At 31.1% G+C, this 13,274-nt stretch carries 13 protein-coding genes and 1 other RNA gene; 9 read left to right on the forward strand and 5 right to left on the reverse strand.

The features are described 5' to 3' along the window. Together KI686_RS04925 and KI686_RS04930 are read right to left on the reverse strand one after the other, a co-directional pair. Positions 1–516, reverse strand: a complete 516-nt coding sequence (locus KI686_RS04925) for a DUF4136 domain-containing protein (protein WP_237588150.1) — start codon at positions 514–516, stop codon at positions 1–3. 5 nt (positions 517–521) lie between these two features. After that, positions 522–1,511: a M28 family peptidase gene (locus tag KI686_RS04930; protein ID WP_237588151.1), complete on the reverse strand. Its 990-nt coding sequence runs from the start codon at positions 1,509–1,511 to the stop codon at positions 522–524. 67 nt (positions 1,512–1,578) lie between these two features. Between KI686_RS04930 and kdsA the strand changes: the two genes are divergently transcribed. Continuing rightward, positions 1,579–2,397: a 3-deoxy-8-phosphooctulonate synthase gene (gene kdsA / locus KI686_RS04935; RefSeq protein WP_237588152.1), complete on the forward strand. Its 819-nt coding sequence runs from the start codon at positions 1,579–1,581 to the stop codon at positions 2,395–2,397. A 40-nt stretch (positions 2,398–2,437) separates the two neighbouring features. Here kdsA and KI686_RS04940 read toward each other — a convergent pair whose 3' ends face one another. Beyond that, entirely contained in the window at positions 2,438–2,815 is a 378-nt protein-coding gene (locus KI686_RS04940; protein WP_237588153.1) for a DUF1801 domain-containing protein, read from the reverse strand. A gap of 40 nt (positions 2,816–2,855) precedes the next feature. Between KI686_RS04940 and KI686_RS04945 the strand changes: the two genes are divergently transcribed. Beyond that, the gene (locus tag KI686_RS04945; RefSeq protein ID WP_237588154.1) at positions 2,856–3,236 is read left to right on the forward strand and encodes a ribosomal maturation YjgA family protein; all 381 of its coding nucleotides are present in this window, start codon (positions 2,856–2,858) and stop codon (positions 3,234–3,236) included. Here KI686_RS04945 and KI686_RS04950 read toward each other — a convergent pair. Continuing rightward, positions 3,220–3,441, reverse strand: coding sequence for a DUF3820 family protein (locus KI686_RS04950; protein ID WP_237588155.1), 222 nt, complete (start codon positions 3,439–3,441; stop codon positions 3,220–3,222). The genes KI686_RS04945 and KI686_RS04950 overlap by 17 nt on opposite strands. A gap of 241 nt (positions 3,442–3,682) precedes the next feature. Between KI686_RS04950 and ssrA the strand changes: the two genes are divergently transcribed. The 4 genes from ssrA to KI686_RS04970 all read left to right on the forward strand — a co-directional run bounded on the left by ssrA (position 3,683) and on the right by KI686_RS04970 (position 6,792). After that, positions 3,683–4,076, forward strand: a transfer-messenger RNA (tmRNA) gene (gene ssrA, locus KI686_RS04955). Positions 4,077–4,560: 484 nt separating this feature from the next. Next, the gene (locus KI686_RS04960) at positions 4,561–5,088 is read left to right on the forward strand and encodes a hypothetical protein (RefSeq protein ID WP_237588156.1); all 528 of its coding nucleotides are present in this window, start codon (positions 4,561–4,563) and stop codon (positions 5,086–5,088) included. Between the two features lie 90 nt (positions 5,089–5,178). Continuing rightward, positions 5,179–5,457: a helix-turn-helix domain-containing protein gene (locus tag KI686_RS04965; RefSeq protein WP_237588157.1), complete on the forward strand. Its 279-nt coding sequence runs from the start codon at positions 5,179–5,181 to the stop codon at positions 5,455–5,457. A gap of 6 nt (positions 5,458–5,463) precedes the next feature. Continuing rightward, complete coding sequence (locus tag KI686_RS04970) at positions 5,464–6,792, forward strand: DUF3987 domain-containing protein (RefSeq protein WP_237588158.1); 1,329 nt, start codon at positions 5,464–5,466, stop codon at positions 6,790–6,792. A 472-nt stretch (positions 6,793–7,264) separates the two neighbouring features. Here the strand turns inward: KI686_RS04970 and KI686_RS04975 are convergent, their stop codons facing one another. Next, on the reverse strand, positions 7,265–7,624 hold the full coding sequence (locus tag KI686_RS04975; RefSeq protein WP_237588159.1) for a DUF7222 domain-containing protein: 360 nt from the start codon (positions 7,622–7,624) through the stop codon (positions 7,265–7,267). A gap of 179 nt (positions 7,625–7,803) precedes the next feature. Here KI686_RS04975 and KI686_RS04980 point away from each other — a divergent pair, with 179 nt between their 5' ends. From KI686_RS04980 to KI686_RS04990, 3 genes are all read left to right on the forward strand, one after another. Continuing rightward, positions 7,804–8,220 carry an HYC_CC_PP family protein gene (locus KI686_RS04980; RefSeq protein ID WP_438617002.1) on the forward strand — a complete coding sequence of 139 codons (417 nt, stop codon included), beginning with the start codon at positions 7,804–7,806 and terminating at the stop codon, positions 8,218–8,220. 110 nt (positions 8,221–8,330) lie between these two features. Then, a complete protein-coding gene (locus tag KI686_RS04985) occupies positions 8,331–12,059 on the forward strand; it encodes an efflux RND transporter permease subunit (protein WP_237588161.1) in 3,729 nt (1,242 codons plus the stop codon). Continuing rightward, positions 12,056–13,273: a TolC family protein gene (locus KI686_RS04990; protein ID WP_237588162.1), complete on the forward strand. Its 1,218-nt coding sequence runs from the start codon at positions 12,056–12,058 to the stop codon at positions 13,271–13,273. The genes KI686_RS04985 and KI686_RS04990 overlap by 4 nt, the downstream gene beginning before the upstream one ends. The last annotated feature ends 1 nt before the right edge of the window (position 13,274 follow it).

Consider the following 13,274-nt stretch of genomic DNA (forward strand, 5'->3'; position numbering starts at 1 on the left):
TTATTTTGGCGGATAATTATTAAGCATCTTTTTAATAACTTCTTTAAAATAAAGGACTCTTTCTTCTGGGTTTCTTTTTTCTTTTATTGTTGATATTAAAGTTGCTTCCCAAAATAATTCATTGCTATTAGCATCTACAAATTCTAAAATAAGTTCTTCATCTAATTTTTTGCCACCTATAGGGATTCCGCCAGAAACACCAAAACCACCATTTCTACCTCCACTTCCTACTCCTATTGCAAGCGTATTAGTTACTCTAGCTTCTGTTGTTTTGGATATAATATTGATGTAAAAATCAGGATTTTCTACTTCTTTAAAACCAAGAGCATCTAACTCTTTATACAAAGCATCTAAACTTCTTTTAATATCAAACTCATTTAAACCTTTACCTGCATCAGCAAAAAAAGCATACGTTTTATATTGATTAAAATTTGTCTTTTCATCAAAATCTATAATCACTTTAGATGATGAACAACTTATCAATAAAAAGAAAAAAAGAACTTTAGGTGATTTCATTTATATTATTTTCCTTTTTCTTCTAAAACCACTCTTGTAGGTGTATCTACACCATTAATAATACTTTTTGTTCCTACAGCAACTGCTTGTATAGTTTGCGTAATTACCGTCATATTTAAAGTTTCTGCTTCATCAGAAACTTGATGATAATCTTTATCTACATCAATTGGTGTAGTAGAAAATGTGTGTGATGGTACTCCTAAACGAGCTAAGGATGCATTGTCTGATCTAAAAAATAAATTAAATTTGTCATACGGATCTGCAAATAATTGATACCCTGTACCCACTAAATTTTTCTGAATAATTTTACCAAAATCAGAACGTTCAAAACCAGTTAACCAAGCAGTATTTGGCCCAAAACTTGGTGTTTTACCAATCATTTCTAAATTAATTCCGGCAACAAATTTTTCTGCATCAATTCCTTTCCCAAAATAAGTAGAACCAATTAAACCCATTTCTTCTCCTGTAAAAGCAGCAAAAACAATGGTTCTTTCGTTACCTACTTTCTTAAAATATTCTGCTAAAGCCAAAAGACCTGTAACACCAGATGCATCATCATTTGCACCATTATAAATTTTATCTTCTCCTTTACCCTCATTTCCTAAATGATCATAATGTGCAGAAATAATTACATACTCGTCTTTTTTACTTTTTCCTTCTAAAACACCAATTACATTAAAAGCTGTTATTTCTTCTTTACTTCTTCTTGGTGTAAAATTAAAAGTTTGTCTATAAGTTTCTAAATCTTCAAAAGTTGTTAAACCTATTTTTTTAAACTCATTTTCTATATAAACTGCTGCTTTTTCAATACCAGGAGTTCCTGTTTTTCTTCCTTCCATTTCATCAGAAGCAAGTGTATATAAATGTTTTTTTACAGTTAAAGAATCTATAAAAAAAGCACCTTCTGTACTTATTGAACTTTTATTAACATTTTTTGTACTATCACAAGAAATTATGCAAGCTGCTGCTGCAAATGTGATTAATATTTTTTTCATTATTATCGGTTTTTAAAAGCATAAATATAACTAATTTAATTCCGTATTTTTGTGCAAAATTTTACAAATGATTTTATCTGAAATTCCGAATATAAAACATACAGATGCAAATAACTTTTTTCTTTTAGCTGGTCCTTGTGCTATTGAAGGAGAAGAAATGGCGTTAAGAATTGCTGAAAAAGTAATTACAATTACTGATAAATTAGAGATTCCTTATATTTTTAAAGGTAGTTTTAAAAAAGCCAATAGAAGTAGAATTGATAGTTTTACAGGAATTGGTGATGAAAAAGCTTTAAAAATTTTACGTAAAGTTTCTGAAACTTTTAATGTACCAACAGTTACAGATATTCATGAAGTTTCTGATGCTGCAAAAGCTGCAGAATATGTAGATGTTTTACAAATTCCTGCTTTTTTAGTGCGTCAAACAGATTTGGTAGTTGCAGCTGCAAAAACAGGTAAGGTTGTCAACTTAAAAAAAGGACAATTTATGAGTCCGGCTGCAATGAAACACGCTGTACAAAAAGTAAAAGATGCGGGTTCTAACAAAGCTTGGATAACGGATAGAGGAACCATGTTTGGTTACCAAGACATGATTGTAGATTTTAGAGGAATTCCAGAAATGCGCGAATTTGCGCCAACAATCTTAGATGTTACCCACTCTTTACAACAACCAAATCAGACTGCAGGAGTTACAGGCGGAAGACCAGAAATGATAGAAACTATTGCAAGAGCTGGCGTTGTAAACAATGTTGATGGTTTGTTTATAGAAACTCATTTTGATCCTGCAAATGCAAAATCTGACGGAGCAAATATGTTACATTTAAACAACTTAGAAAGCCTTTTAACTAATTTAGTTGCTATTAGAAAAACTATAAATAATTTATAGTTTTCGTTTAAAAATATTAACACAACAAAAAGCCTTCATTCTATTGAGGGCTTTTTTTATAAAATCCTTTGTCTTTTAATTGATGAGCTTCTTCTAAGACAGATAATAAAATGGTTTCATTAATATCTTCTAGCTTATAATATCTTAAAGATTTTACTACTTTTCTATTTTCAGAAATTAAATACTCGTTGTATTTTGTTAAATGAGCAGAAACCCAAAATGCTACATCTACATATCCTTTCTTTTTAGAAGGATTTAAATAACAAAAAGGTTTATCATCTAAATAATAAAAAGGAATTTTCCATTTAAATTGCAAATCAACTTCCGGGAAACTGCTTTCTATTAAAATTTGCAAATGCATTAAAATAGATTTAAATGGTTCTGGCTGATTTAAGATGTATTCTTCTGCAGGTTTCATTTTTGTATTTTAGCTAAAATTATTAAAAAAATACAGAAATATGATAAAACTAAATGTAAAATATTTGCTTGCTTCTGTTTTATTATTAATTATAGAAATAGCTATAGCTCGTTACGCTACAGGCTTTATAAGACATACTTTGGGTGATTATCTTGTTGTAATTTTATTATATTTTTTAATTAAAGGGTTTTTAAAAATTACAAATAAAAAAGCAGCTATAATTACCTTAATCTTTTCTTTTATTATAGAGTTTTTACAATTATCTAATCTTCAAAATATTTTTCCGGAAAAATATTCTAAAACAGTACAAATAATCTTAGGTACTTCTTTTAGTTATTTAGATTTAGTTGCTTACACTCTAGGTGTTTTAACTGTGTATATAATTGATAGTTATTACCAAAAAACTAAAAATCTCTCTTAATTTTTCTAACAATATCTTCTAATCCATTTAATTTTAACTCGTAAACCAACTCCATTTGTTTACCTAATTTACCATTAGGAAATCCTTTATTTCTATACCAAACGATATAATGTTCTGGTAAATCTATTAAAAAACGATCTTTATATTTACCAAATGGCATTTTCATTTTTGCTAAATCTATAAGAAACTGTCTGTCTTGTAACATTTTATATTTTAAAGAAATTACAGAAATACATTCTGTAAAATTGGTATAATATTTGCTCGAAGATATTAGAATTAATAATGAAAAGCAATTGTATTTTTTATACTTTTGCAAACTGCGTTAAGGATTGAACGATTTGTTTGAGTTCTTTTGTGAAATGTAATGGAACAAAAAACGAGTAGTGAAAGCCTGACTTTAGCTTTAAATGCTTTTAAAGCAAAGTAACGCCCTAATTATTATTACTGGGGACGACTGGTTTTGACAGCAAGGACAGTAAATTTGTAAGCATACCGAGTTATGAAATTATACTCGTTAAACCTAATTTCAACTTTTTAAACGGCGAAGATAACTACGCTTTAGCTGCTTAATCCGAATCATAGTAGGATTGGCCTAGGCACACAAGGTGTGCAAGCTTTATGTCCACGAAAAGCCTTTGTTTATGGCGTTTCATTTTTGGGCATCGTAAAAATAGACATAGAAAACCTGAAACTTCGGCAGGTTTTTGAAACTAAAGAAGTTAAGCTAAAAGCAGATTGTTCTTAATCAGCTTTTTGTCGAAAATCAAGAAAGAACTAAGTATGTAGAAAGCTTTTTGGCTGCTTGTTTGGACCCGAGTTCGATTCTCGGCGTCTCCACAACTAAAAACCTCAACCGATTGTAAATCAATTTGTTGAGGTTTTTACATATCCAAAACAACTATTCTTGTGTCCAGATTTGTGTCCACTTTTCATTTAAACAAACATACATCACCTTCCTTTACTCTAAAAGCCGGTAATATAGAAAATAAGTACTTCTTTTATTATGCTACTAAATATCTTTCTAATGAAAGTCAATTGCACCATATATAAATAACAAAACAAATATTAAACTTACAAAAGAACAGACAAATTTATTCCATGCAAAAAGAGGTTTGAAAAAGCGACAAACTAAATAAAACCTGATTACGAAAGTAATTATAAACAGATCTTACGATTTTTAATCTCTTCATTTTAAACAATTTTTTTTAAAAAAATAAAAAAATTATAAGTTTATATTTTAAATATTAGTTCATAACTTTGATAAGGTACTTTACAAAGACTTCATTAAAATATTTACAAATTCAACTACAAAATAAAAATCTAAATGAGAAAAACACTAAGGGAATTACATTTTGAAATAGAACATATAATGAATCTAAGTGTACAAGAATTGAATACAAGTTCAAAAAAAGAGTTGTTAGAACATCTAAAAGAATTAAAATGGAATTGTAAATATGTTGAAGCCGAAAAAAAAAGACATACATACAGCTATAATATTCAATCTAATGCTGAACGTCGTATTATAGATATAGAAAAACAAATGGAAATTATAAATGAAATTATAAACCAAGAAGAAACTGTAAAAAATAAAGAGATTAATTCTTCAATGACACATCCATTTGAAAATGATAAAATGTTAGAACTCTTTAATTACATAATAAGAAATTGGGATTACAACAAAGATTTAAAATACGCATACATCTTTAATGAATTAATGCCTGAAAACCAACCTCCTGGTAAATACGAAAATTACATTAGGAAAAATCACAAACAAATTGGTAAGTTCAACTACAACAATGCAAATTCAAAAACAGTAATCGATAACTTAAGACAAATAATTAACTCTCAATAATTTTATCTATAAACCAAGATAATTTATCTATATATATCACACTATCTAAATATGATATTTGCATCATTATTAATTAAAAATTTTCAAATAATGAAACAAGTACAATTAGTGAATATCACGCTAGAAGAGCTCAACTTAGCAATCTTTAATCACTTCGATAAGAAGATAGATGAATTAAAAAAATTCTACCAACCGAAAGAACCTAAAAAATACCTTACAAGGTTGGAGGTGTCAGAATTGTTATCTATGGACATTTCGAGTGTTCATAATATGACTAAAAAAGGGATCCTGAAGAAATACCAAATTTCTGGAAGGGTCCTTTATATTAGATCAGAGGTAGAAAGTTCAATTATAAAAATACAAAATTAATTGGTCATGAAAAAATCTACCTCAAAAGCTGAAGATGCTTCAAATTTAAATAATCAACAGGCTTTGGATTCAATTGTAAAAAGTGAATCAAATCAAAATCAATGTTTTCCAGTAGAAATATTTCCAGAGATCATTCAGTCCCTAATAAACAATGCTAAAAATACTGTAGGTTATAATCCAGAATATTTAAGTGCAGGAATTCTATCAACTTGTGCAACGTCCATTGGTAGTTCCGTAAAGTTGTTTAACGGATCCTATAACAATCCTCCTATTTTATGGTTAAACATAATCGGACGATCTGGAGAAGGTAAAACACATCCCTTAAAATTTGCTAAACAACCTATTTCAGAAATGGATAAAAAAAATTATAACAAGTTCCTATCCTCCATGAAGAAATATTCGAACTCCAAGGAGAAAGAGAAAGAGAAACCTATCTATAATAAAATTATTCTTAGTGACTTTACTCCAGAAAAACTATCCGAAACCCTTCAGCATAACAACAAAGGTGTTTTAATTTTTAGAGATGAACTCTTAGGATGGATCAAGAGTTTTGACAAATATAAAAAAGGTGGAGATCAGCAAATGTATTTAGAGTTCTTTAATGGTGACACCATATCTGTAGATAGGGTATCCAAAGCTCCAATTCGTGTTGAAAACCCTAATGTAAATATTCTTGGAGGTATGCAACCAAAGGTTCTAAAAGACATGGCCTCTAACAATAGAGAGGAGGACGGATTTTTAGCTCGTTTCTTATTTGTATATCCTCAAAATCTAAAACCAAATATATTTACCGGTAAAAAAATAGATGATAGCCACTATCAAAGCTACAATAAGTTGGTTCAAGGTTTATTTAGGACAACCAAGAAAACTTTAACAACATCCCAAAGTCAAATAAAAATTTACAAAGAATGGCAAAGTAAAAAAATTAAAGAGTGTCACCATGACGATCTAGAAACATTAATACAATCGAAATTAGAAACCTATGTTTGGAGACTTGCATTAATTCTAGAAATGATGAATAAAACATCGAAAGGCAACTCTTGTAATCAGTTATCGGATAGTAGCTTAAATAATGCTTTAATATTGGTTGAATATTTTAGAAATAATGCTTTACGTGTCTATAACAAGTTATCTTCTACAAACCCCCTAGATAGCTTTTCTGATAACAAAAAGGAAATTTTTAAAAACTTACCAATGAAATTTAAAAAAGGTGATCATGCTGAATTATTTAAAAAGCATGGAGTTAGTGGAGGTTCTTTAGCACGTTTTTTAAATAAAAAGGAATTATTTAAAAGAGTTGATAGTAAAGGAAATTATAAGAAGATGTTTGATTAAGAGAGCTTAATTTTAAGACTAACCACCTATTAAAAGTAGGTGGTTTTTTATTACTCATTACCTACCTTACCAATCGCTTACCACTATCAAATCTCCCTAAACCCCTACCACTGTTGATGTTTACCACGATTACCAGGTTTACCCTCTGCCCCACAGTCAGATAAACATCAAAAAATATTACTTAAATACCTTTTACTATCTTCCATCATTCTTGTACTACTAGGAGCACTAGACCTACAGATTTGATAAATCAGAAAAAGTACTTTTTAACGGGAGGCTCTCTAAACTCTTATCAAAATTATTCACCACATTACCGAGTCATTACCAAGAAAAAAAAAAAACTATGACCTTTGATATTATTGACTGTACCCCCTCACAACCCTATACATTAATCTAAAATATTATTAACAAGTATTTAATAGAATACATAAACAACAACAAAAAGATACAACAAAAGTTGCATCTTTTTTTTTTAATTACTATTTTCTACAAAAGCGACTACTTCACTCATCATAGATTCCCAAGCGAACCATGAAAGCCAATTAAAATATTTAATCTCATCTTGTGGACTTGGTTTATTATCAAGCTTTCCACATTCATTTTCAAAGTCATCTAGAATTTGTAATATTGATAAATGATGCCTTTTTGCAAAAGCTACAGTATCCTTATAATAAATCATTCCAGGAACAGATCCGCTATCTGCTGCATAATAATCTTGTGGATGTTTAATTAATTGTTTCCATTCTATTCCACCTTGCTTTAATATTTTTTTATGGAATTCTGGAAAGGAGCTGTAGTTTTCTAAAAACTGTTTTTTACTTAGTTTAGACATAATTATTGTTTATGTCTAAGGCTTTGAAGAGGTTTATTAGCCTTCAAATTAGAAAATCCATTCATTATGAAAAAAATCTCAAAATCAATAAATAGTTAAACCAAGTGAGTTATTTTTTTTTTTTATTTTAACATAAAATTCAACTTTTTTTATTACATTATTGTACATTTGTATTCGGAATGAAAGAACTTTCTCATAAAATATTGGCTGTTTTAATGTCGTTTGTAGTTTTGTTTTCTACAACATCATTTGCTATCACAAAACATTTTTGTGGTGATACCCTTGTGGATACAGCTATTTTTGAAAAAGCCACTTCTTGTGGTATGGAAATTCAAAACATATCTTCTTTGTCTGATTGTTCCAGTTTAAAAATAGATTGTTGCAGTGATCAACAAATTGTAAAAAATGCTCAAGATGAACTTCAATCTTCAGTAGATAAAATTTCTTTTGAGCAAAAAGTATTTATTGCTTCATTCATTTATTCTTATGTAAACCTATTTGAAGGTTTAGATAAAAATGTATCTTCTTTTGAAGAATACGCCCCGCCCATCGTCACGAATCAAATCTACAAGATTGACGAGAGTTATTTAATTTGATTTTTAAACAATAGACCGTTTTATCCTATAACTGCATAGTTATAAGGATAATTTGCTGTATTCGGTGTTTTTTTCAAACACCATAGTCTAATTGTTTAATTATCAAAAAAATGATAAATAAAAGTATAAAATTTTTAATAGAAAATAAACTAGTAGCAGTTCTATTACTTTTCCTATTTATAGGATGGGGAACTGTAAACGCACCTTTCAATTGGGATACAGGATTTTTACCAAGTAATCCTGTGGCTGTTGATGCCATTCCAGATATCGGAGAAAATCAACAAATTGTATTTACAAAGTGGGATGGTCGTTCGCCACAAGATATAGAAGACCAAATCACTTATCCATTAACGACTTCTTTACTCGGTATTCCAGGAGTAAAAACCATTCGTAGTTCTTCTATGTTTGGGTTTTCAAGTATCTATATCATTTTCGAAGAAGATGTAGAATTCTATTGGAGTCGTAGTCGTATTCTAGAAAAACTAAACTCATTACCAAGTGGATTATTACCTGAAGGTGTTAATCCTGCTTTGGGTCCAGATGCAACAGGATTAGGACAAATATTCTGGTACACACTTGAAGGTCGTGATGAAAAAGGAAACGTGACTGGTGGTTGGGATTTACACGAACTGCGTAGCATTCAAGATTACTACGTAAAATATGCTTTATCTAGTGCAAGCGGTGTTTCTGAAGTTGCTTCTATTGGTGGTTATGTTCAAGAATATCAAGTAGATGTTAATCCAGAATTGATGCGTCAATATAGCATTAGCTTAAACCAGATTGTAAAAGCGGTTAAAAGTAGCAATCAAGATATTGGTGCGCAGACTTTAGAAATCAATCAAGCTGAATATTTAGTGCGTGGTTTGGGTTATGTGAAATCTGTTGAAGATATTGAAAATGCTGTAGTGACATCAGAAGATTTTACCTCAATTAAAATTAAAGACATAGGTAAAGTATCATTAGGTCCAGCAACACGAAGAGGTTTATTGGATAAGGAAGGTGCGGAAGTTGTTGGTGGTGTTGTAGTGGCAAGATATGGTGCTAATCCAATGGAGGTTATTAACAATGTAAAGGCGCAAATTGAGGAACTGAAAGGTGGATTACCTTCAAAAGTATTGGCAGATGGACGAACATCTCAATTAACAGTCGTTCCCTTCTATGACCGTACCGAGCTTATTGAAGAAACATTAGACACGCTTAATGAAGCATTGACACTAGAAATATTAATTACCATTTTGGTTATTATTGTTATGGTTTTCAATTTAAGAGCTTCTATTTTAATTTCTGGATTGTTGCCTGTTGCAGTCTTAATGGTTTTTGTTACGATGAAACTGTTTAACGTAGACGCCAATATTGTAGCACTTTCTGGTATTGCTATTGCTATTGGAACTATGGTAGATGTAGGCGTCATTCTCGCAGAAAATATGATTCGCCATCTCGATGATGACAAATTACGATTACGAGAAGACGGTACAGAGTTAACTACAAATGAAGTGGTTTATAATGCCACAGCCGAAGTTTCTGGAGCGATTTTAACTGCGGTATTAACCACAATTATCAGTTTTGTTCCTGTGTTTACAATGATTGGTGCAGAAGGAAAACTATTTAGACCACTTGCTTTTACCAAAACGATGGCGTTATCAGCATCTTTGGTTATTGCATTGTTTTTAATTCCACCATTTGCAGCTTATTTATTCAGAAAAACATCACTTAAAAATTCTTTTAAGCATATTTTAAATGGTGCTTTAATAATTTCTGGAATCGCAATTGTAGGTATTGGATATTGGTTAGGGATAATTTTAATTGCTTTTGGTGTCACAGGTTTATTGGGAGTTTCGGGAAAACTGAACAAAAAGAATAGCAATCTTGTTAATATCATCATTTCTTGTGCTGCTATTGTATTCTTACTTGCTGAATATTGGAGACCGCTAGGTTTTGACAGAAGTATCTTCATCAACTTAATTTTTGTCGCTATCATTTGCTTCGGAATTTTAGGGATATTTTCAATTTTCAGAAGGTATTATGGACAGATTTTAAATTGGGCTTTAGCAAACAAACTTTTGTTTTTAATGATACCAACTACCGTGCTTATTTCTGGTATTTGGATAATGAACAATACTGGAAAAGAATTTATGCCATCTTTAAATGAAGGTTCATTTTTATTAATGCCAACCTCATTACCACATTCTGGTGTTGAAGAAAACAAAAGAGTGCTTCAACAATTAGATATGGCAGTAGCTACTATTCCAGAAATTGAAACTGTAGTTGGAAAAGCTGGTCGAACAGAATCGGCTTTAGACCCAGCACCTTTGTCGATGTATGAAAATATGATTCAGTACGAATCTGAATATATGCGAAATTCCGAAGGAAAAAGGCAACGTTACAAAGTAAATGAGGATGGGTTATTTGAATTGAAAGATGGTGGTTTTATGGCAAATCCAAATAATACTAAAAATGCTACTTTGAGCATAGTTGAAAGGTCTCAACTAATTGAATACGATAATGGAGAATACTACCGTAATTGGCGGCCAGAAATACAATCACCAGACGATATTTGGAATGAAATCGTACGAGTTACCAAATTACCAGGCGTTACTTCCGCACCAAAATTACAACCCATAGAAACCAGATTAGTCATGCTTCAAACAGGTATGCGAGCACCAATGGGAATAAAAGTGAAAGGACAAGATTTAAAACAAATTGAAGCTTTTGGTTTGCAATTAGAAAGTCTTTTAAAACAGGCAGAAGGTGTTAAGGTTGAAGCTGTTTTTGCAGATAGAATTGTTGGTAAACCGTATTTGCTCATTGATATTGATAGAGAAAAAATAGCACGTTATGGTGTGTCAATTGAAGATGTGCAAAACGTGCTAAAGGTTGCAATAGGTGGTATGGCTTTAACGCAAACGGTTGAAGGTAGAGAGCGTTATGCTGTTAGAGTACGTTATCCAAGAGAGCTGCGTGGTAATCCAGAAGATATAAAAGGTATTTATATTCCTGTTGAAAAAGGAAGTCCTGTTCCATTAAGTGAGTTAGCGACTATTCGGTATGAGCAAGGTCCACAAGTCATTAAAAGTGAGGATACCTTTTTAGTCGGTTATGTATTGTTTGATAAATTAGATGGGTTTGCAGAAGTTGATGTTGTTGAAAATGCACAAGCGTTGTTTCAACAGAAAATAGATGCAGGAGAATTAACGGTTCCTAAAGGCATCAGTTATAAATTTACGGGAACTTATGAAAATCAGTTGCGAGCTGAAAAAACTTTATCAGTTGTCGTTCCATTAGCACTTGCTATTATTTTCTTGATTCTGTATTTCCAGTTCAAATCTGTTGCCACTTCACTAATGGTATTTACGGGAATAACGGTTGCATTTGCAGGGGGTTTTATTATGCTATGGCTTTACGGTCAAGATTGGTTTTTCAATTTTAGTTTGTTTGGAGAAAATATGCGAGACCTTTTCAATATGAAAACCATCAATTTAAGTGTGGCGGTTTGGGTAGGTTTCATAGCCTTATTCGGTATTGCTACAGATGATGGTGTCGTTATGGCAACATACCTCACGCAAACTTTTGAGCGAGAAAAACCTTCGGATAAAAAAAGCATTAGAACTTCCGCTTTACAAGCAGCCGAAAAACGTATTCGTCCGTGTTTAATGACTACGGTAACTACCATTTTGGCGCTGTTGCCAGTATTGACATCCACAGGAAAAGGAAGTGATATTATGATACCTATGGCAATTCCAATATTTGGAGGCATGGTAATAGACATTACCTCTTATTTTATTGTACCAGTATTATATAGCTGGAGAGAAGAGTTTAAATTAAAAAGAGCAAACAAATGAAAAGAATAATTTATACACTCATAGGTTTATTAGCTTTTAGTGTTTCTAATGCACAAGAATTAGAAACACTTATTGATATAGCATTAAATAACAATCCAGAAATTCAAAAATTTGAGTTGCAGTACAAAAGAGTTTCCGAAAAGATAAACGAAGTCAATACCATTCCTAATACCGAATTTGGTGTAGGTTACTTTGTAAGCGAACCAGAAACCCGAACAGGAGCGCAACGATTTAAAGTATCGGCTAAACAAATGTTACCGTGGTTTGGTACAATTACATCAAGAGAAAATTATGTGAGTTCGTTAGCCGATGCAAAATATGAGGACATTGTTATTGCAAAGCGAAAATTGATGGCTTCTGTATCACAATCCTATTATAATTTATACGCTAACAAAGCGAAACAAGAGGTGCTAACAGAAAACATTAAACTATTGGAGACCTATGAAACATTAGCACTAACATCGGTTGAAGTTGGTAAAGCTTCAGCTGTAGATGTATTGCGATTGCAAATGCGTCAAAACGAAATGCAACAACTAAAAGATGTTTTAAGTCAACAGTTTTTAGCAAAACAAACTAACTTGAATAATCTTTTGAACAGGAAAAATGATACTGCTGTTACTGTGGTAGATAGTTTAATGATGCCTTCAGAAGACTTTGAAATTAATTCTGAAAATTTAGCATTACACCCTGAATTACTAAAATTCGATAAACTTTATCAGTCGGTAGAGCAATCCGAATTATTAAACCAAAAAGAAAGCAGTCCAATGATTGGTTTCGGTTTGGATTATATCAATGTTTCTGAAAGACCAGATATGAATTTCTCTGATAACGGTAAAGATATTGTAATGCCTATGGTTTCGGTGTCCATACCAATTTTTAATAAAAAATATAAATCTCAAACTAAGCAAAATGAGTTAGAACAGCAAGAAATAACAGCTCAAAAACAAGAACGATTAAACACTTTAGAAACGCTTTTAAGTAAAGCAATTAATGAGCGTATTTCGACAAGAATAAGTTATGAGACTCAAACCAAGAACTTAAAACAAGCCAAAGATGCAGAAGATATTTTAATCAAAAGCTACGAAACAGGAACCATAGATTTTAATGATGTTTTGGATATTCAGGAATTGCAACTAAAATTTCAAATGAACCAAATAGAATCTGTGAAGACCTACTATGTTCAAAGTGTTATAATTAATTATTTAATTCAGTAAA

Origin of the sequence: Polaribacter sargassicola (genome assembly GCF_021991835.1) — a bacterium.
GTDB lineage: Bacteria > Bacteroidota > Bacteroidia > Flavobacteriales > Flavobacteriaceae > Polaribacter > Polaribacter sargassicola.